The sequence below is a fragment of the Streptomyces sp. NBC_01241 genome, from assembly GCF_041435435.1.
Taxonomy (GTDB): domain Bacteria; phylum Actinomycetota; class Actinomycetes; order Streptomycetales; family Streptomycetaceae; genus Streptomyces.
In genome coordinates this window covers 1,891,570-1,911,994 of sequence record NZ_CP108494.1, presented here as the reverse complement: position 1 = coordinate 1,911,994, position 20,425 = coordinate 1,891,570, and the positions used below count along the sequence as shown (strand labels likewise).

Below are 20,425 nucleotides of genomic sequence, written 5' to 3'. Positions count from 1 at the left end.
CGTGCCCGCGCCTGTTGCGTCGGGGCTTTCAATGGGAGTGTGCATGACCGCCATGAGGGTGGTGGTGATGGTGGCCGTCGTCGTCGGGGTGGAAGTGCGGCTGCTGCGGCAGCCCCACCTTGTCCTCGAAGCCCGGCAGCGCGATTCGGTACACGCAAGAGTCGCAGTTCATCCGCAGATCGCCCTCGACGGCCTCCCGGTAGCGCTCCATGACCAGGTCGAACAGTTCCTCGGCACCACCGATGACCTCGGCCGGGCGGACATCGAGCTCCGGATGGGCGGCGGCCCACTCAGCGGTCTGATGACGCACCCGGTCCGGCAGGATGCCGGTGAAGAGGAAATACGGCAGAACGACTATGCGCCCGGCACCCAGCTTCACGCAACGGTCGAGACCGGACGGTACGTCGGGCGCCGCCAGCGACACGAATGCCGTCTCCACGCCCGCGTAGCCCCGGCCCTCCCAGAACAGCCGCGCCGCCTTGTGCACCTCGGCGTTGGCGTCCGGGTCGGTCGAACCCCGCCCCACCAGCAGCACCGTCACCTCGGACCGGTCGGTGTCGCCCAGCACCTCGTCCACCCGGCGCTCCAGCACCTTCAGCAGCGCCGGATGCGGGCCGAGCGGGCGGCCGTAGGTGTACGAGATGCCGGGGTGGCGCTCCTTCTCACGGGTCAGCGCCGCCGGAATGTCCCCCTTGGCGTGCCCGGCCGACACCAGCATCAGCGGCACGGCGGCGAAACGCCGGACACCACGCCCGACGAGCTCGGTCACGGCGTCACCGAGCGGCGGCGGGGACAGCTCGATGAAGCCGCCCGCGACGGGCAGTTCGGGGTGGCGCTCGCCCAGCTCCGCCACGAAGTCACGGAACGCCGCGGCCCCGCCCGCGTCCCTGGTGCCGTGGCCGGCGATGAGCAGTGCGGGCTGGGTGGCCGGGGTGGCCGGGGTAGTCACAGGTTCTCCTCGGTGGTCGTGGGGAGTACGGGGTGGTACAGCAGGGCGTTGAGGGCGGCGGCGGCGACGGCCGAGCCGCCCTTCTCCGACACATTGCTCACGGCGGGCAGACCGCTCTCGCGCAGCGCCGCCTTCGACTCGGTCGCGCCGACGAAACCGACCGGCAGTCCGATGACGAGCGCGGGCGCGGCGTTCAGGACGAGCAACTCCTCCAGCGCGGTCGGCGCGTTGCCGATGACCCAGATCGCGCCGGGCCCGACCTGCTCGTACGCGAGCCGGATCGCATGTGCCGAACGGGTCAGCCCGGGGCCCGACCGGGCCTCCTTGAGCCGGCACACGGTCTCGCGGCGGGTGATGCCCGCCGCGACCATCTCCACATCGGTGACGACCGGCGCACCGGAGTGCAGCGCCGCATGGGCGACGACGAGCGACGCCTCGTCGCAGACCAGGTCCGTCGCGTACTGCGGATCTGCCGCGGAGTGGATGACCCGCTCCACGACGGCCCGGGTCAGCGGTGCGAAGTGCGAGGTGTCCAGGCGGGCGCGCAGCCGCCGGTACGACTCCTGCTCGATGGGGTGAACGGTTCGCTCCCAGGGCCGGTTCACTTCGCTCCTCCCCGCTCCGTGGGGGCCGACTGCCAGCGGTAGCCGCGCGGGGTCACCATGCGGCCCGCGATCTCCCGGGTGGCCGTGTTGCCGACCGTCACGACCGTCATCATGTCGACCGTCGCCGGGTCCAGAACGGCCAGCGAGGTCACCCGGCTGCTCTCGTCCGGACGCGAGGCGTTGCGTACGACACCGACCGGAGTCGCCGGCTCCCGGTGCTCGGACAGGATCGACAGGGCCTTCGGAAGCTGCCAGTCGCGGCCCCGGCTGCGCGGGTTGTAGAACGTCACGATGAGGTCGGCCTCGGCCGCGGCACGTACCCGACGCTCGATGACCTCCCACGGCGTGTGCAGATCGGAGAGGCTGATCGACACGTGGTCGTGGCCCAGCGGGGCGCCCAGGATCGCGGCAGCCGCCAGCGCGGCCGTCACACCCGGCACACCCACCACGTCGATATCGGTCCCGGCCTCGGCGAGCGCGGGCGACGCCATCGCGTACACGCCCGCGTCGCCGCTGCCGATCAGCGCCACCGCATGCCCCTTGCGCGCCTCGGCGACCGCGGTGCGGGCCCGCGCCTCCTCGGCGCCGAGCCCCGACTCCAGGACGGTGGTGCCGGGCCGCAGCAGGTCCCTGATCTGGTCCACGTACTGATCGAGCCCGACCAGCACCGAGGCCCGCCGCAGCTCCTCGCGGGCCCGCGGCGTCAGCAGATCGCGCGCGCCCGGCCCGAGCCCGACGACGGCCAGCCGCCCGCGCGGACTGCGGCGTACCACCGCACACGTGGCCATCGCCGCTCGCCCCACAGAGCTCGATTTCCGCTTCGGTACGAGGAGTTCGCCCCCCGCGGCGAGCGCGGCGGCCTCCGCCACGGACGGTGTGCCGACGGCGGCGAGCGGCGCGCCCGACGGGTTGGGCACCTCGATACGGGCCAGCTCCTCGGCGGCGTACGTCCGCAGCGGTACGCCGAACCGCGCCGCCGCCGCGACGATCCCCGGCTCGTCCGCCTTCGCGTCGACCGTCACCAGCTCCGCGATGCTCAGTGGCGAGAGCCCGGCCCCGTCCAGGGTGTCGCGGATCAGCCCGACGACCTCCTCGACCGGTGCGCCCCTGGACGCACCGACCCCGACGGCGAGCGACGCGGGCCGCAACACGGCGGCCTGCGAACCGAGTTCCACGATCCGGTCGGTGACACGCAGCACCGCAGCACGCCCGGCGCCGGGGGACACATTCGACGGCAACGGCGGCAACGGCCGCACCACGTCCGCGCGCAGCTCCACCGGAGCCCCGTCCAGCATCGCGCGCGACACGCCCGCCACGTCCCCTTCCACGGGCAGGCCCAGCATGTCCAGCCCCAACGCCCCCGTCGCGTCCGTCGCCGTCGTCACGACCGGCGCCGCGTCCAGCACCTCACCGACCGCCTCGGCCAGCGCGTTCGCCCCGCCACCGTGCCCGCCGAGCAGCGCCACAGCATGGCGACCCGCCTCGTCGACACAGACGACACCCGGGTCCGAGGACTTGTCCGACAGCAGCGGCGCGAGCAGCCGCACCACGGCCCCCGTCGCCAGGAAACACACCAGCTGCTCGCACTCGGCGAACGCCCGCTGCACGGCCTCGCGCACCGGTCCCTCGTAGACCACGGTGCGGCCGGGCCAGGCCGCGGCCAGCCGGTCGCGGGCGACGGCGCCCGCCGCCGTGGCGGAGATCAGGCCGATCACTGGGTTGCTCCTTCACTTGCACGAACCGCGGGGCGGGTGCCCCACAGCAGAAAGACCGGGTTGGCCGCGGCGAGCCGCGTCACCTCGCCGGGCAGCGGCCGCAGCCGGGAGGACTGCAGCAGCACGCCCTCGGGCGCGAGCCCGGCACCGGCCAGCGCCGCCCGCACCTGTGACACCCGGTCCAGCGCCGCCAGCGCCACCACCACCGAGCGTCGCGCACGCCGGGCGCACGCCGTCACGATGGCGGGCAGCTCACGTCCACCGCCCCCGATGAACACCGCGTCCGGCTCGCCCAGACCGTCGAGCACGGCGGGCGCCGAGCCGTGCACCGCGCGGACGTACACCCCGTGCGCGGCCGCGTTCGCCCTGATCCGCTCGACCCCGTCCGGGGTCTTCTCCACGGCGACGACCGCCGCGCCGAGCCGCGCGCACTCCACCGCCACCGAACCCGAACCCGCACCGATGTCCCACACCAGGTCACCGGTGCGCGGCCCCAGCCGGGCCAGCGCCAGCGCCCGCACCTCGAACTTGGTGATCATCGAGTCGCGGTGTTCGAACTCCGCCTCGTCCAGAGCCCATTGCCCCGGTCCGGCGGACGCTCCCGCGACGGTCCGTACGGGGGAGAGCACCCGGGACTCGTCCAGGCACAGCACCACACTCACCGGATCCGGCCAGTCACGGGCCAGCGCCTCGGCGGGAGTCAGCCGCTCGACGCGCTCCCGTTCCGGATCGCCGAGCGCCGTCGCGACGACCAGGGTGCGTTCTCCGGCTCCGTGCACCAGACCGGCCGCCAGCTCCGCCGGCCCGGCGCCGGGCCCGGTCAGGACGGCCACCTTCGGATGCGCCAGACACACGTTCACGGCGGTCCTCGGGTCGCGGCCGTGCGCGCTGACCACGACCGCGTCGTCCCACGCCAGCCCGAGCCGGGCGAACGCGACCGCGACGGACGGCGCACCCGGCCGCACATCGAGTGCGTCCGGCCCGAAACGCTCCGTCAGAGCCCGTACGATCCCGAAGAATCCGGGGTCGCCGGAGGCCAGCACGACCACCCGCTCACCGGCCTCGGGCGCACGCTCCGCGATCCGGTCGAGCGCCGGCGCCAGCGGACCGAGCACGACGCGCCCCACCCGCTCCGGCAGCCCCGCGGCTTCCAGATGCCGTCGGGCGCCGACCACCAGCGTGGCCACGGCCAGCGCCTCCCGGGCCTCGCGACTGAGCGGCTCGCCCGTCCCCGTACCGAAGACCCGGATCATGAGCCGGACCGCTGGGCGCGCAGTTCGGCCCGCGCCGCCTTGTCGGCCTTGCGGAAACCGTGGAAGTGCCCCGGGTGGTAGAGGTGCGAACGTGTCCCCGAAGCCGAAAGCGCCGGGCCGACCAGGAAGAGGGTGTGCTTCCAGAGCTTGTGCTCCTTGACCGTCTCCTCCAGGGTCTCGATCGTGCAATGCAGGATCAGCTCCTCCGGCCAGGTCGCCTGGTACGCGATCACGACCGGCGTCGACGTCGGATAGCCGCCCTCCAGCAGCTCCTGGGTGAGCTGCCCGGACCGGGCGGCCGACAGGAACAGCGCCATCGTCGTGCCGTGGCGCGCGAATTCCCGTACCTCCTCGCCCGGCGGCATCGGCGTCTTGCCACCACCGAGACGGGTCAGGATCACGGACTGCGCGACCTCCGGAATCGTCAGCTCCCGCTGCGCGATCGCCGCGACGGCCGAGAACGACGACACCCCCGGCACGATCTCGACCGCGACCCCCAGCCCGGCACACCGGTCGACCTGCTCCTGCGTGCCGCCCCACAGCGCCGGGTCGCCGGAGTGGATACGGGCCACCTTCAGCCCCTCGGTGGCCGCGCGTTCGTACACGGCGACGACCTGTTCCAGCGACATCTGCGCCGAGTCGAGGATCTCTGCGCCCTCCCGGGCGTGCTCCAGGACCTCCGCCTGCACCAGGCTGGCCGCCCAGATGACGATGTCGGCATCCGCGATGGCCCGCGCCGCCCGGAAGGTCAGCAGATCGGCGGCGCCGGGGCCGGCACCGACGAACGTCACTTTGCCGTGGGTGGGCGCGGCGACCGGGCCGGCTGCGTCGACTGCTTCGGACATGGGACGGGGTCCTTTCGGGAAACGGGGAAAAACGGGAAAACGGGACAGAAGGGTGGGGCGAACGGCAGCGCGCGCTGAGATGCGCGCACCGGGGTCAATCGGCTAGCAAGAGCGCATGGCGGTGTTCGTCGCGCTCGGCGCGTTCCTGATGACCCTGGCCGGCGGCTGGGTCGCCCAACGCGTCACCGACCGCCGCCACCTGGTGCTCGGCTTCGCCGGCGGACTGATGCTCGGTGTGGTCGGACTGGACCTGCTGCCGGAAGCGATCGACGCCGCGGGCGAACCCGTCTTCGGTGTCCCCGCCGCCCTGCTGCTCTTCGTGGGCGGTTTCCTCGTCGCGCACCTGGTGGAGCGTCTGCTCGCCGTACGCCAGGCGGCACACGGTGCGGGCGAGGAGCGGGTGCCACAGGTCGGACTCACGGCGGCGGCGGCGATGGTCGGCCACAGCCTGATGGACGGCGTCGCGCTCGGCGCGGCCTTCCAGGTGGGCGCCGGTATGGGAGCCGCCGTCGCCCTCGCCGTCATCACGCACGACTTCGCCGACGGCTTCAACACCTACACGATCACCAGCCTGTACGGGAACGCCCGCCGCAAGGCCCTGCTCATGCTGTTCGCGGACGCCCTGGCACCCCTCGTGGGCGCGGCGACGACGCTGCTGTTCACCCTTCCGGAGGAACCGCTCGGCTGCTACCTCGGCTTCTTCGGCGGCGCGCTGCTCTACCTCGCCGCCGCCGAGATCCTGCCCGAGGCACACCACGAACACCCGGCCCGCTCCACGCTGCTGTGCACGGTGGCCGGGGTGGGCTTCATCTGGCTGGTGGTGGGCATCGCGGACTGACCACCGGGCCGCACCCGGGCGCCTCACAATTTCCCGCCCCGCCCGCCGTCGCGCGGCGCGGGCGCGATCAGCGTCGACAGATACGGCAACGGCCCCTCGGCCAGCTCCGCCGCCGGCCGGATCGACTCCTCGGGCAGCCCGAGCGCCGAACCCCACACCGCGTCCTCGGTACGTCCCGTCTCCTGCAGCGCCGTGGCCACCTCCGCCGCCAGCCGCCCGAACTTGTACGCCACGACCGTCCCGGGACCTTCCAGAGCCTCCTTCAGCACAGCGGCCCCCGCGGTCACCGGCACCAGCGTCAACGGCTCCGTGCCCTCCGTCAGCACCGCACCGCTGCGGGCGGCCAGATCCTGCATGGCCGTGATCCCCGGCACCGTCTCCACGGCCGTACCCGGCAGCAGCTCACCTATCGTGTGCGCGAGATACGTGAACGTCGAATACACATTGGGGTCTCCGATCGTCGCGAACGCCACCGAACCATGCGTACGCAGCAGTTCGGCGACCCTCTCACCCGCCGCGTCCCACGCCGCCTCCCGGCGCGCCCGGTCGGTCCGCTCATTGAGCGCGAACACCACCCGTACGACCTTGTCGGCCGCCACGTAATGCAGCACGGTCGCCTCGGCCCGCCCCCGCTCACCGGTGTCCATCACCGGCACGACGACGACCGCGGCGGCGCGCAGCGCGTTCACACCCTTGACGGTCACCAGCTCCGGGTCACCGGGCCCGACACCCACACCGACCAGCCTGCGCGTCACGTCACCGTGGTTCATCCCTTGCACCTCTCAACGAATCGGCGGGCCATGGCGGGCGACGAAGCCCCATGCGTATGCAGATAACTCGCGTGCACGCCCCGCTGCACGAACCCCTCCACGCGCCGCTCCGGCTGATGCAGGCCCCAGGCCGGTTCGGCCCCGGCGCCCGGCTCCAGCACGGTCCGGTGGAACTCGTGCCCGCGCACCCGCGTCCCGGGCGCCGCCAGCACGCTGTCGGAGACCGCCACGGCCTCCCGGTAGCCCAGCGTCAGCCGCTCGGACATCCGCGCCTCGGCATCGAGGACCCCGCACATCGGCAGCCCGTCGAGCGAACGCGCCAGATACAGCAGCCCCGCACACTCGGCGGCCACCGGCGCCCCGGACTCCACCAGCTCGACAACGGCCTTGCGCAACGACTCGTTGGCGGACAGCTCCGACGCGTACACCTCCGGGAACCCGCCCCCGATGACCAGCCCCCGAGTCCCCTCGGGCAGCACCTCGTCCCGCAATGGATCGAACGGCACGACCTCGGCCCCGGCGGCGGCGAGCAGCTCGGTGTGCTCGGCATAGGAGAACGTGAACGCGGACCCGGACGCGACGGCGACCACCCCGGAGCCCAGGCCCGGCTTCCCCGCCCCGCCTGCACCCACCGCCTCCACCGCGTCCCACGCCTCACCCGGCACCCCGGGCGCCGACCGCGCCAGCGCCATCAGCGCTTCCAGATCGCACCCCGCCACCACCTGCTCCCGCATCGCCGCGACCGCGGCCACCGCGTCGCCCCGCCGCTCGGCCACCGGCACCAGCCCCAGATGCCGCGACGGCACAGCCACCTGCTCGGCCCGCCGCAGCACCCCCAGCACCGGCACGCCCGACTCGTCCAGCGCCTCCCGCAGCAACGCCTCGTGCCGCTGCGAGCCGACCTTGTTCAGGATCACCCCACCGATCCGCACCCGCGGATCCCACGAGGCGAAGCCGTGCACCAGCGCGGCCACGGACCGCGACTGCGACGACGCGTCCACGACCAGCACCACGGGCGCCCGCAGCACCTTCGCGACCTGGGCGGTCGACGCCAGCTCACCGTGGCCCGACGCCCCGTCGTACAGCCCCATCACCCCCTCGACGACCGCCAGATCGCAGCCGCGCGCCCCATGCGCGAACAGCGGGGCGACCAGTTCCGGACCGCACATGTACGCGTCGAGGTTGCGCCCCGGCCGTCCCGTGGCCAGCGTGTGGTAGCCGGGGTCGATGTAGTCGGGCCCGACCTTGTGCCCGGACACGGCGAGACCCCGGCCCGCGAAGGCCGCCATCAGCCCCGTGGCCACGGTGGTCTTGCCGCTGCCCGAGGAGGGCGCGGCGATCACCAGACGCGGAATGTTCACCGCGGTCCCCTCACCATTCGATGCCCCGCTGACCCTTCTGACCGGCGTCCATCGGGTGCTTGACCTTCGACATGTCGGTCACCAGGTCGGCGGCCTCCACCAGCTTCTCGGGCGCGTTGCGCCCGGTGATGACCACATGCTGCGTACCGGGACGGCCCCGCAGCACCTCGATCACCTCGTCGGTGTCGACCCAGCCCCAGTGCATCGGGTACGCGAACTCGTCGAGGACGTACAGCCGGTACGTCTCGGCGGCCAGGTCGCGTTTGACCTGCTCCCAGCCCTCGCGCGCCGCCTCTTCGTTGTTCAGCTGCTTGTCGCGCTGCACCCACGACCAGCCCTCGCCCATCTTGTGCCAGGCCACGGACCCGCCCTCGCCGCTCGCTCCGAGGACCTTGAGCGCGTTTTCCTCGCCGACCTTCCACTTCGCCGACTTGACGAACTGGAAGACCCCGATCGGCCACCCCTGATTCCAGGCGCGCAGCGCGAGCCCGAAGGCCGCCGTCGACTTCCCCTTACCGATGCCGGTGTGCACCACCAGCAGCGGACGGTTGCGGCGCTGACGGGTGGTGAGCCCGTCGTCCGGCACGGTGGTCGGCTGTCCCTGCGGCATTACGCGGCCCTCCTGCTGGTTCCCTGAACGTCCTTGACGAGCCCGGCGATCGACTCGGCCCGCAGCTCGTCGAGCGTGACGGCGGTGCCGCCGAGATCCCGTGCGAGACCGGTCGCGAGCCCGAGCCGCACGGGCCCCGACTCGCAGTCCACGACGACGGACGCGATGCCCTGCGCCTCGTGCAGCCGCGCCGCCCGCGTCGCCAGCGCCACCGGCTCGGGCCCCCCGGTCGCCCGGCCGTCGGTCACCACGACCAGCAACGGCCGCCGCGACAGATCACGCAGCCGCTCCACCCGCAACACCTCGTGTGCCTTCAACAGCCCGGCCGCGACGGGCGTACGCCCACCGGTCGGCAGCATCTCCAGCCGCGCTGCCGCCGCGTCCACCGACGACGTCGGCGGCAGCACCAACTCGGCGTCCTTGCCCCGGAAGGTGACCAGCCCGACCTTGTCCCGCCGCTGATACGCGTCCAGCAGCAGAGAAAGAACCGCACCTTTCACGGCGCTCATACGCTGCCGGGCGGCCATCGACCCGGACGCGTCCACCACGAAGAGAACGAGGTTTCCCTCGCGCCCCTCCCGGGTCGCCTGCCGCAGATCGTCCCGCCGGACCACCAGCCCCCGCCCCGACCGCCCCCGCGCCCGCTGATGCGGGGCGGCGGCCTGCACGGTAGCCGCCAGATGCAGCTTGGTCAGGGCGCCCTGTGGACGCCGCGCACCGGTCGTACGTCCGTGCTCGGTACGCGCCCGGGACCGCCGCCCCGCCGCGCCCTCGCCCAGACCGGGCACGCTCAGCATCTTCGTACGGAACGGCTCACCGGCCCGTACGGGCTGCTGCTCGCCGCCCCCCGAGGACTGCCCCTGCCCGGGCTCCTGTTCCCTGCCCTGCTCGGGCACGGACTGCGCGGGCGTGTCGTCGGCCCCGCCCTCGGGCTGCGGCGGTGTGTCGGGCCCGTCGCCCTGCGGGGGCCGGCCGCCGCCACCGGGGCCGTCCGGGTCCGGATCGTCGTCCTCGCCGCTGTTCTGCTCCAGCGTGTCGTCGAGCTTGTTCTCGTCGAGGCCCGGCGCGTCGAACGGGTTGCGTCTGCGCCGGTGGGGGAGCGCGAGCAGGGCAGCCTGCCGTACATCCTCGGCGAGCACATCCGTACGTCCCGCCCAGGCCGCCAGGGTGGTGGCTGTCCGTGCCATCACGATGTCCGCGCGCATCCCGTCGACCTCGAAGGCCGCGCAGGTGGCCGCGATCTGCCGCAACGCCCCGTCCCCGAGCCGTACTTCGGGCAGCAGCGCGCGCGCACCGACGATCCGGGCCCGCAACGCGCCCTCCTCGTCGGCCCACTGGGCGGCGAACGCGGCCGGATCGTCGTCGTACGCGAGCCGCCGCCGCACCACCTCGACCCGCTGATCGGTCTCACGGGACGCGGCGACCTCGACGGTCAGCCCGAAACGGTCGAGCAACTGCGGCCGCAGTTCCCCCTCTTCCGGGTTCATCGTCCCGACGAGCAGGAAGCGGGCGGCATGCCGTACGGAGACGCCCTCACGCTCCACGTACGACGCGCCCATGGCGGCCGCGTCCAGCAACAGATCCACGAGGTGGTCGTGCAGGAGATTGACCTCGTCGACGTAGAGAATCCCGCGATGCGCGTCGGCGAGCAGCCCCGGCTCGAAGGCCTTCACGCCCTCGGCGAGTGCGCGCTCGATGTCGAGCGCCCCGACGAGCCGGTCCTCGGACGCTCCGACCGGAAGCTCCACCATGCGCGCATCCCGCGACACGCCGGTCCCGGCCTCGTGGGGGCCATCGGGACACGCCGGATCGGGCGACGCCGGGTCGCACGAGAACCGGCACCCGGCGACGACGGGAACCTCCGGCAGGAGCGCGGCCAGCGCACGCACGGCGGTGGACTTGGCGGTGCCCTTCTCGCCACGCACCAGCACCCCGCCGACGGCGGGTGAGACGGCGTTGAGCAGCAGCCCGAGCCGGAGATCGTCCTGCCCGACGATGGCGGTGAAGGGGTAGGGCGTACTCACGATGCCTCCTTGGGGATACGGCGGGGTGTCAGCCCCTCCGGCGTGAATTCCAGCCCCTCCGGCGTTTGAGGAGCGGGGGTCCGGGGGCGGAGCCCCCGATGGGCGGACACGGACGGACCGCTCACTCGTCCCCCTCCAGATCTCCCTCAAGTTCGAGGTAGGTCGCCCGGAGCCGGTCCAGGGTCTCCTGGTCCGGCTCCGCCCACAGCCCCCGCTCCGCCGCCTCCAGCAGCCGTTCCGAAATCCCGCGCAGCGCCCAGGGGTTGGACTTCTTCATGAAGTCCCGGTTGGTCTCGTCGAACACGTACTCCGCCGACAACTTCTCGTACATCCAGTCGTCGACGACCCCCGCTGTGGCGTCGTACCCGAAGAGGTAGTCCACGGTCGCGGCCATCTCGAACGCGCCCTTGTAGCCGTGCCTTCTCATCGCGCTCATCCAGCGGGGATTGACCACCCGCGCCCGGAAGACCCGGTGTGTCTCCTCGCCGAGCGTGCGCGTCTTCACCTGGTCCGGCGTGGCGCTGTCGCCGACGTACGCCTCGGGGGACTCGCCGGTCAGATGCCGCACCATGGCGACCATGCCGCCGTGGTACTGGAAGTAGTCGTCGGCGTCGACCAGGTCGTGCTCACGCGTGTCGACGTTCTTCGCCGCCACCGCGATCCGCCGGAACGCCGTCTCCATGTCCCCGCGCGCCGCCCGCCCGTCGAGCCCGCGCCCGTACGCGTAACCGCCCCACACCGCGTACACCTCGGCCAGGTCCGCGTCCGACCGCCAGTTCCGTGCGTCGATCAGCGGCAGCAGCCCCGCACCGTACGCCCCCGGCTTCGAGCCGAAGACGCGTGCCGTGGCCCGGCGCCGGTCGCCGTGGACCGCCGTGTCCTCGTCGGCGTGTGCCCGTACGTAGTTGGCCCCGGCCGGCTCGTCCAGCTCCGCCACCGCCCGCACCGCGTCGTCGATCAGCCCCACCACATGCGGGAAAGCGTCCCGGAAGAACCCGGAGATCCGCACCGTCACATCGATGCGCGGCCGGCCCAGCTCGCTCACCGGCACGACCTCGAACCCGGTCACCCGCCGCGACGCGTCGTCCCACACCGGACGGCAGCCGAGCAGCGCCAGGATCTCCGCGATGTCGTCGCCCTGCGTACGCATGGCGGAGGTGCCCCACACGGTCAGGCCGACCGACTTCGGGTAGTCGCCCGTGTCGGCGAGGTACCGGGCGATCAGGGAGTCCGCGAGGGACTGGCCGACCTCCCACGACAGCCGGGACGGAATCGCCTTCGGGTCCACCGAGTAGAAGTTGCGCCCGGTCGGCAGCACGTTGACCAGACCGCGGGTGGGTGAGCCCGACGGACCCGCCGGTACGAAGCCGCCGTCCAGCGCCCGCAGAATGTGGTCGATCTCGTCCGTCGTCCGGGCCAGCCGCGGCACGACCTCCTCGCACGCGAAGCCCAACACGGCTACGGCGTCCGGGAGTTCGAAGCCGAGGACGTCCCGTACCAGCCCCGCCACGGCCGCGAGGTCCCAGCCGCGCTCCTCCATGCCCTCCGCGAGCCGGCGGCACAGCTGCTCCAGCAGATCGATCGCGTCCGCACCGGTGCGCGCCGGGCCGTCGACCAGTCCGGTCAGCTCGGCCGGCACCTTCACCGCGGCGCCCGGCTCGGCCAGCAACTCCTTCTCGCTGAGCCCGAAGTGCCCGGCGATCGACGCCCGCAGCCCCGGCAGCGCGTTCGCCAGCCCGCCCCACACCTGGGAGGCGCGCAGCACGGCCAGGACCAGGTTGACCCGCGCCTCGTCGACGGGACCGCCGCCGAGGATGTGCAGGCCGTCGCGGATCTGGACGTCCTTGATCTCGCAGAGGTAGCCGTCGATGTGCATGACGAACGAGTCGAAGTCGTCGTCGCCGGGCTGCTCGTCGACATGGAGGTCGTGGTGCAGCTCGGCGGCTTTCACCAGCGTCCAGATCTGCGCCCGCACCGACGGCGCCTTTGCCGGGTCGAGATCGCTGACCAGCGCGTACTCGTCGAGCAGTTGCTCCAGTTTGGCCAGGTCGCCATAGGTGTCGGCACGCGCCATCGGCGGCACCAGATGGTCCACCACGGTGGCGTGCCCGCGCCGCTTGGCCTGGGTGCCCTCGCCCGGGTCGTTGACGATGAACGGGTAGATCAGCGGCAGTTCGCCGAGCACGGCATCGGGGCCGCAGCCCGCGGACAGGCCGAGGCCCTTGCCCGGCAGCCACTCCATCGTGCCGTGCTTGCCCATGTGGACGACGGCGTCCGCACCGAAGGAGTTTTCTAGCCAGCGGTACGTCGCCATGTAGTGGTGCGACGGCGGCATGTCCGGGTCGTGGTAGATCGCGATCGGGTTCTCGCCGAAGCCGCGCGGCGGCTGGATCAGCACCACCACGTTCCCGAACTGCAACGAGGCGAGGACGATGTCGTCGCCGTCCACGTACAGCGAGCCCGGCGGCTCGCCCCAGTGCTCCAGCATCGAGTCGCGCAGCTCCGGCTTCAGCTTCTCGAACCAGGCCCGGTAGTCGGCGAGCGGGACGCGCGCGGGGGCGGCGGCGAGCTGCTCCTCGGTCAGCCACTCGATGTCGTGGCCACCGGCGTTGATGAGACGGTGGATCAGCTCGTCGCCGTTGTCGGGGTGCCCGTCGACCCCGTAACCGGCGTCGCGCAGGGCGTCCAGGACCCGCACTGCCGACGCGGGCGTGTCCAGGCCGACGGCGTTGCCGACGCGGGAGTGCTTGGTCGGGTAGGCGGTGAAGACGAGGGCCAGCTTCTTCTCGGCGTTCGACTTGTGCTTGAGGACGGCGTGGCGTACCGCGATTCCCGCGACGCGCGCGGCGCGTTCGGGGTCGGCGCGGTAGACGGGCACGTCGTCGGGACCCTGCTCCTTGAAGGAGAACGGCACGGTGATCAGCCGGCCGTCGAACTCCGGGATCGCGACCTGCATCGCGGCGTCCATGGGGGAGAGCGCCGCGTCCGAGGCGTCCCACGCGCCGCGCGACGAGGTCAGGCACAGGCCCTGGAGGACGGGGATGTTCAGCTCGGCGAGCGCGCCGATGTCCCAGGCCTCGTCGTCGCCCCCGGCGGAGGCGTCCGACGCGCGGGTGCCGCCCGCCGCGAGGACCGTGGCGACCAGGGCGTCCGCCCTGCCGAGCAGCTCGTAGAGACCGGCGTCGGCGCCGCGCAGCGAACCGCAGTACACGGGCAGGGCGTTGGCGCCGCGCGCCTCGACCGCGTCGCACAGGACGTCCACGAACGAGGTGTTCCCGGACAGCTGGTGTGCCCGGTAGAAGAGCACCCCGACGGTCGGGCGGCCCTCGGTGAACGTACGCCCGCCGTGCAGGCCCCACTCGGGCATCTGCTGCGGCTCGGCGAAACCGTGACCGGTCAGCAGGACGGTGTCGGACAGGAAGCGGGCCAGCTCCACGAGGTTTCCGGGGCCGCCCTCCACGAGGTAGCGCAGTGCCTCCGCGACCACACCGGCCGGTACCGACGACTCGGCCATCAGTTCCGCGTCCGGCACGCCCTCGCCGCCCAGCAGCACGGTCGGGATGCCGGACGCCTTGAGGACGGCCAGCCCGTCCTCCCAGGCGCGCTTGCCGCCGAGGAGACGGACGACGGCGACGGAGGAGTCCTCGATCAGCGCGGGGAGTTCCTCGCGGACGTCGATGCGGGTGGGGTTGCCGATCCGGTACGGCACGCCGGAGGCGCGGGCGGCGAGGAGGTCCGTGTCGGCGGTCGACAGCAACAGCACGGTGCTCGTAGGGGAGTTCATGCGCGTGCTCCAGGTGCTCCGGGGGCGATGAAGGGAAGTCCGGACGGTGCGCCCGACTCGATGAGCCGCAGCAGCGCGTCCGTGTCCGCGTGTTCTTCGATGAGGTCGCCGAGGCGGTCGAGCTGTTCCTCGCGCAACGCGGCGAAGCAGGTGTCGGGGGCGGGGACGAAGCGCCGGCCGGCGGCCCGCGCGATCTCGGTCAGGTAGCGGCGGCGGAACGCGTCGCTCTCCAGCGAGCCGTGCCAGTGCGTGCCCCACACGGCGCCGACCCGGCAGCCGTCCAGGAATGGCTCGCCGCCGCCCATGTCCGCGACGCCGTGGTGGATCTCGTACCCCTCGACCGGCGCGCCGAGCGCCTCGCCGACGGGGCGGGCGAGGGTCTTCTCGCGGTCGAAGCGGATGCGTACGGGCAGCAGGCCGAGGCCGTCGACGTGCCCCGCCCTCGACTCGACCTCGTCCTCGATGTGTTCGCCGAGGATCTGGAAGCCGCCGCAGATCCCGAGGACCGGCCGGCCCTCGGCGGCGCGCCGCGCCAGGGCGTCGGCGAGGCCGCGCTCGCGCAGCCAGGCCAGTGCCTTCACGGTGCCGCGGGTGCCCGGCACGATGACGAGGTCGGCGTCGGCCAGCTCCTCGGCGCGGTCCACGAACCGGACGACGACGCCCGGTTCGGCGGCCAGCGCGTCGACATCGGTGAAGTTCGACATCAGGGGTACGGCGCACACCGCGACGCGCAGTACGTCCTCGCCGTGCGGCGGCGCGACGGCCGACTCGCGCACGGCCCCGCGCAGTGAGGCTCGCAGCCCGTCCTCCTCGTCGATGCCGAGGCCATGGGCGAAGGGCAGCACCCCGTACGTCCGCCGCCCGGTGATGTCGCGCAGCATCTCCAGGCCCGGTTCCAGCAGCGAGACGTCGCCCCGGAACTTGTTGACGAGGTAGCCGGCGATCAGCGACTGGTCCTCGGCGTCGAGCAGCGCCGTCGTACCGAAGAACGAGGCGAAGACGCCGCCGCGGTCGATGTCGCCGACGACCACCACCGGGAAGCGCGCCGCCCGTGCGATGCCCATGTTCACGATGTCCGTGCGCCGCAGATTGATCTCGGCCGGACTGCCCGCGCCCTCGCAGATCACCGCGTCATACGTGCCCCGAAGCTGCTCCAGACAGTCCACGACCGTGGAGAGAAGCGCTTCCTGCCGGCCCCCGTGGTAGCCGCGCGCACTCATCTCGCCCACGGCTCTGCCCATCAGGACGACCTGGCTGGAGCGGTCGCCGCCGGGCTTGAGCAGGACCGGGTTCATCAGCGCGGTCGGCTCGACCCGGGCGGCCTGGGCCTGCATGGCCTGGGCGCGGCCGATCTCGGCGCCCTCGCGGGTGACGAACGAGTTCAGCGACATGTTCTGCGCCTTGAAGGGCGCCACCTTCACGCCCCGGCGTACGAGCCAGCGGCAGATGCCCGCGGTGACGACGCTCTTGCCCGCGTCCGAGGTGGTTCCGGCGACCAGCAGTCCGCCGCTCATGTCCGTCTCCGTCCTGCGATCGAACGTGCTGCCATTGAAATTCCAGCGATCGAGGTCACAGCGATCGACGTCACTGCGACCGGAGTCCCCGCGGCCGAGCGTTCTGTCATCGGGCGTTCCGCGATCCGCCGTGCGGCGAGGGCCACGCCCAACCGGCCCGTCACGCACACGCCGAGGGCCAGCGCGCTCACCCGGCGCGACAGCCGTACCGCGCGTTCGATGTCCTGGGTCTCCACCGCCCGGCCCGTCTCCCCGTTGAGGACGGGGCGGTGCTCGACGCGGCCGCCATACGCGAGCGTCCCGCCGAGCCGCACGCCGAGCGCACCCGCGAACGAGGCTTCCACCGGGCCCGCGTTGGGGCTCGGGTGCTTGGCCGCGTCGGCCCGCCACGCCCGTACCGCTCCACGTGGCCGCCGCCCGGAGGCCACGGCGAGCAGGGCGGTGAGCCGGGCGCCGGGCCAGCCCGCGAGGTCGTCGAGGCGCGCCGAGGCCCAGCCGTAGCGCCGGTGGCGGGGCGACTTGTGGCCGACCATGGCGTCGAGCGTGTTCGCGGCCCGGAAGCCGACGAGCCCGGGGACACCGGCCAGCGCACCCCACACCAGGGCGCCGACCACGGCGTCCGAGGTGTTCTCGGCCACGGACTCCACCACGGCGCGGGCGATCTGCGGCCCGTCGAGGGAGTGCGGATCGCGCCCGCACAGATGCGGCAGCCGCTCGCGGGCGCGGTCGAGGTCACCGGCGGCCAGGGCGTCACCGATGGTCAGGGCCTCACGCCCCAGGGAGGTACCGCCGACGACGGACCAGGTGGCGGCCGCGGTCAACGCGACGGAGGCGGCGGGGTGGTCGCGTACAGCACGGGCGAGCAGCGCGGCACCACCCGCGGCGCCTCCGGCGCAGACGAGGGTGTGCAGCGCGCCCCACCCGCGGTGGTCGCGCCACAGCCGGCGCTCGACGCCCGCCGCGGCCCGCCCGAAGGCGGCGACCGGATGCCCCCTGCGGGGGTCACCGAGCAGCAGATCGCCGATCAGGCCGGCTGTGGCGCCGTACGCGAAGACGCGGTCGGCACGCACGGCTCAGCCGGCCGTTACGCCTCGAAGGAGCTTCGTACAGGCGGCTCTCGGTGAGAGCGCCACAGCAACGGACGCACGGCAGCCAGGCATGGCGATATGTCCTCACTCAGGGTCCGCGCCCTGGTTCGACGTGACCGGCGACGAGAGTCTCCTGGCTCCCGGATCCGCAGTTCCCCCGGCCTTCCAGCCCGCTCGCGCGTGCCGTGACTTCCGGTGTGGGGGACTGCTCCCCGGTGACAGTGGCGGGACCGCGCCGGATTCGCACCGGCTTCCTCTGCTGTCGCCGTAATTGGCTCCGGCAGTCCACCACGCTCCGCGAACGCCCGTCAACTTGCCGTTGACCTGCGACGGCGCAGTGTGCTGAGGCCCACACCGGGCCGGGCGCAGCACTTCGGGCCGGACACACGAGGTGTGTCCGGCCCGAAGAGGGAGTGCGCGGGGCGGGGCTCAGGCGACGATCAGATAGATCCCGTACGCGACCGCCGCCGCGCACAGCGCGAAGCAGACGTACGCGCCGGCGCGGGCCAGCAGCAGTGAGCCGCCGGAGCCGCCCTGCGTGGCCGGTTCGGGCTGCTTGGAGAGGCCGACGATGCCCAGGGTGAAGAGGCCGACCAGTGCGACGGTGGCGACGAGGGAGACGCCGAAGACGGTGCCGAGGGCTGCCCAGTCGATTTTCATGCGGAATCCTTTGGACGGCGGGCCTGGACGCGGGCCCGGACGGCGGGCCCGGACGGACCGGCCTGGAAGGTCGGCCTAGACGGTGGCGGGTCGCGCCGGGTCCGGGGTGGTTCCGGCCGGGGCCGGAATGGTGGTCTTGAGGTCCTGTGCCGCTGCCTGGGCCGCGGTGAGCGGCGGGCTGACGGCGGCGATGGCCGTGGTGACGACGCCCGCGGGCTCGGCGACGCCGTCCGCCGGTGCGACATCGCCGTGGCCGACCGGCTTGCGGCGCGACAGCATCCAGATCGCCCCGGAGCCCGCGACCAGCAGCGCCGCGACGACCACGACACCCCAGGTGCCCTGCTTGGTGAGGAATTCCGCGCCCGCGCCGACCAGGCCCGCGGCCGGCAGGGTCAGACCCCAGGCGACGAACATCCGGGTGGCGGTGGACCAGCGGACCACGCCGCCCTGGCGGCCGAGGCCCGCGCCCATCACGGCGCCGGAGCAGGACTGGGTGGTGGAGAGGGAGAAGCCGAGGTGGGAGGAGGCCAGGATGACCGTGGCCGCACTGGTCTGGGCGGCGAAGCCCTGCGGCGGCTTGAGGTCGGTGAGGCCACTGCCCATGGTGCGGATGATGCGCCAGCCGCCCAGGTAGGTGCCGAGCGCGATGGCCAGACCGGCGGAGACGATCACCCAGACCGGCGGGTTGGAGCCCGGGTGCAGGACGCCACCGGTGACCAGCGCCAGGGTGATGATGCCCATGGTCTTCTGCGCGTCGTTGGTGCCGTGGGCGAGGGAGACGAGTCCGGCCGAGGCGATCTGGCCCGCGCGGTAGCCCTTGGCGGTGGCCTTCTCCTGGGCGTCGTTACGGATCTTCCCGCCGATCCGGTACGTCAGTCTGGTGGCCAGCAGCGCGGCCAGACCGGCGACGATCGGGGCGGCGACCGCGGGGAGCAGCACCTTGGTGACGACGGTGCCGCCGTTGACCGACGACCAGCCCGCCGACATCACCGCCGCGCCGATCAGTCCGCCGAACAGGGCGTGCGAGGAGCTGGACGGCAGCCCGACCAGCCAGGTCAGCAGATTCCACAGGATGGCGCCGACGAGTGCCGCGAAGATGACTTCTGTCCGCAGCCCGTTCTCGTTGACGATCCCGCCGGAGATCGTCTTGGCGACCTCCACGGACAGGAAAGCGCCGACGAGGTTGAGAGCGGCGGACATGGCCACCGCTGTCTTCGGTCTGAGTGCGCCGGTCGAGATGGTCGTCGCCATCGCGTTGGCGGTGTCATGGAAACCGTTCGTGAAATCGAACACTAGAGCTGTCACGATCACAATCGCGAGGAGCAGCGTGATGTGTTCCATTTACCCAGGCAATCGTTCGACGTCATTGGCACGTGGACCGTAGGCAACCTGAGTGAACGGAAGATGAACTGGACAGGGCGTCACGGTGACTCCAAACGGAGTCGGGTCGCTCAGTTTGTTCTCTGCTCGTCCTCCGCGGGCGGCACGAGTCGGGCGCAGGGCCCCGTGAGGCCCGTTTCGCCCCCTCGTCACCCCTATTTGCGATCGTTTCCGATTTGTGATGGTGGCGACTTCGGCCGAGCCGACCGTTTGTCCGTTCGCTCATAGAGCTGACCCGGGCCTTCGCGGCTGACAGGATCTCCGTATGAGCGATCAGCAGCGGGACGCGATCGAACAGGCCTGGGAGGGCGTCGTCGCCACCGCCCGCCGGACGGCGGCGGACGGCCTCGTCGTCGGCACGTCGGGCAACGTGTCGGCCCGGGTCGGCGGGACGGTCCTGGTCACGCCGAGCGGAGTGCCGTACGACCGGCTCGGCCCCGAGGACGCCGTCGGCGTCGATCTGGCAGGCAACCGGATCATCGGCGAACTGGCCCCGACCAGCGAACTCCCGCTTCATCTCGCGGTCTACCGGAACAGCGACGCGGCCGCCGTCGTGCACACCCACGCGGTGCACGCCACGGCCGTCTCCACCCTGGTCCACGAGGTCCCCCCGGTCCACTACGCCGCCGCCATGCTCGGCGGCCCCGTCCGGGTCGCGGCCTACGCGCGCTACGGGACCGCGGAACTGGCCGAAAACATGCTCACCGCCCTGCGGGACCGTACGGGCTGCCTGCTCCAGAACCACGGAACCCTCACTTACGGAGCCCGCCTGGACGAGGCGTACGACAGGACCGCCCAGCTGGAATGGCTCTGCCGGCTCTGGCTCACCGCGAGCTCCGTACCCGGACACACTCCGAGCCTGCTCTCCCCGGCCCAGCTGCGCGACGTACAGGAAGCCCTGAAGGGATACGGACAACCGGGCTGACCCGCTCCCGGCGGTCCCATATCCTTCCCGGGTGCCCCCCTCGGGATGCCCCCTTCCGGGATACCCCTTCCGAGATCATCCGTTCCGGGATCACCTCTGCCGGG

At 72.5% G+C, this 20,425-nt stretch carries 16 protein-coding genes and 1 riboswitch; of the genes, 2 read left to right on the top strand and 14 right to left on the bottom strand.

Annotated elements, in window-relative coordinates; translation table 11 throughout:
- Positions 1-28: 28 nt before the first annotated feature.
- From OG306_RS08240 to cobM, 5 genes are read right to left on the bottom strand one after another with little or no spacing between them, the layout of a single operon-like run.
- Positions 29-949 (bottom strand): sirohydrochlorin chelatase, encoded by a 921-nt coding sequence (locus OG306_RS08240; protein ID WP_266745447.1) that lies wholly within the window; start codon positions 947-949, stop codon positions 29-31.
- The gene (locus tag OG306_RS08235) at positions 946-1,554 is read right to left on the bottom strand and encodes a precorrin-8X methylmutase (protein WP_266745446.1); all 609 of its coding nucleotides are present in this window, start codon (positions 1,552-1,554) and stop codon (positions 946-948) included. Before OG306_RS08235 ends, OG306_RS08240 begins: the two co-directional genes overlap by 4 nt.
- A complete protein-coding gene (cobJ, locus tag OG306_RS08230; protein ID WP_266745445.1) occupies positions 1,551-3,269 on the bottom strand; it encodes a precorrin-3B C(17)-methyltransferase in 1,719 nt (572 codons plus the stop codon). Before cobJ ends, OG306_RS08235 begins: the two co-directional genes overlap by 4 nt.
- Complete coding sequence (gene cbiE, locus OG306_RS08225; RefSeq protein ID WP_266907045.1) at positions 3,266-4,522, bottom strand: precorrin-6y C5,15-methyltransferase (decarboxylating) subunit CbiE; 1,257 nt, start codon at positions 4,520-4,522, stop codon at positions 3,266-3,268. The genes cobJ and cbiE overlap by 4 nt, the downstream gene beginning before the upstream one ends.
- Positions 4,519-5,367, bottom strand: a complete 849-nt coding sequence (gene cobM / locus OG306_RS08220; protein WP_266745443.1) for a precorrin-4 C(11)-methyltransferase — start codon at positions 5,365-5,367, stop codon at positions 4,519-4,521. The genes cbiE and cobM overlap by 4 nt, the downstream gene beginning before the upstream one ends.
- Positions 5,368-5,482: 115 nt before the next feature.
- Here cobM and OG306_RS08215 point away from each other — a divergent pair, with 115 nt between their 5' ends.
- The gene (locus OG306_RS08215) at positions 5,483-6,205 is read left to right on the top strand and encodes a ZIP family metal transporter (RefSeq protein ID WP_266745442.1); all 723 of its coding nucleotides are present in this window, start codon (positions 5,483-5,485) and stop codon (positions 6,203-6,205) included.
- Between the two features lie 23 nt (positions 6,206-6,228).
- Here the strand turns inward: OG306_RS08215 and cobI are convergent, their stop codons facing one another.
- From cobI to OG306_RS08170, 9 genes are all read right to left on the bottom strand, one after another.
- On the bottom strand, positions 6,229-6,975 hold the full coding sequence (gene cobI / locus OG306_RS08210; RefSeq protein WP_266745441.1) for a precorrin-2 C(20)-methyltransferase: 747 nt from the start codon (positions 6,973-6,975) through the stop codon (positions 6,229-6,231).
- Positions 6,972-8,336 (bottom strand): cobyrinate a,c-diamide synthase, encoded by a 1,365-nt coding sequence (locus OG306_RS08205; protein ID WP_266745440.1) that lies wholly within the window; start codon positions 8,334-8,336, stop codon positions 6,972-6,974. The genes cobI and OG306_RS08205 overlap by 4 nt, the downstream gene beginning before the upstream one ends.
- Before the next feature lie 10 nt (positions 8,337-8,346).
- Positions 8,347-8,946: a cob(I)yrinic acid a,c-diamide adenosyltransferase gene (gene cobO / locus OG306_RS08200; RefSeq protein ID WP_266745439.1), complete on the bottom strand. Its 600-nt coding sequence runs from the start codon at positions 8,944-8,946 to the stop codon at positions 8,347-8,349.
- Entirely contained in the window at positions 8,946-10,970 is a 2,025-nt protein-coding gene (locus OG306_RS08195) for a putative cobaltochelatase (RefSeq protein WP_266745438.1), read from the bottom strand. The genes cobO and OG306_RS08195 overlap by 1 nt, the downstream gene beginning before the upstream one ends.
- A 121-nt stretch (positions 10,971-11,091) precedes the next feature.
- Positions 11,092-14,754: a cobaltochelatase subunit CobN gene (gene cobN / locus OG306_RS08190; protein ID WP_266907051.1), complete on the bottom strand. Its 3,663-nt coding sequence runs from the start codon at positions 14,752-14,754 to the stop codon at positions 11,092-11,094.
- Complete coding sequence (locus OG306_RS08185; RefSeq protein WP_266907053.1) at positions 14,751-16,268, bottom strand: cobyric acid synthase; 1,518 nt, start codon at positions 16,266-16,268, stop codon at positions 14,751-14,753. Before OG306_RS08185 ends, cobN begins: the two co-directional genes overlap by 4 nt.
- Positions 16,265-17,338: a cobalamin biosynthesis protein gene (locus OG306_RS08180; RefSeq protein ID WP_266907055.1), complete on the bottom strand. Its 1,074-nt coding sequence runs from the start codon at positions 17,336-17,338 to the stop codon at positions 16,265-16,267. Before OG306_RS08180 ends, OG306_RS08185 begins: the two co-directional genes overlap by 4 nt.
- Before the next feature lie 145 nt (positions 17,339-17,483).
- Positions 17,484-17,612: riboswitch (cobalamin riboswitch) on the bottom strand.
- A 173-nt stretch (positions 17,613-17,785) separates the two neighbouring features.
- On the bottom strand, positions 17,786-18,016 hold the full coding sequence (locus OG306_RS08175) for a hypothetical protein (RefSeq protein ID WP_266745434.1): 231 nt from the start codon (positions 18,014-18,016) through the stop codon (positions 17,786-17,788).
- Between the two features lie 75 nt (positions 18,017-18,091).
- A complete protein-coding gene (locus OG306_RS08170) occupies positions 18,092-19,357 on the bottom strand; it encodes an inorganic phosphate transporter (RefSeq protein ID WP_266745433.1) in 1,266 nt (421 codons plus the stop codon).
- A 304-nt stretch (positions 19,358-19,661) separates the two neighbouring features.
- On the opposite strand from OG306_RS08170, the gene OG306_RS08165 reads away from it, so the two are divergent.
- Positions 19,662-20,321, top strand: coding sequence for a class II aldolase/adducin family protein (locus tag OG306_RS08165; RefSeq protein WP_266745432.1), 660 nt, complete (start codon positions 19,662-19,664; stop codon positions 20,319-20,321).
- The last annotated feature ends 104 nt before the right edge of the window (positions 20,322-20,425 follow it).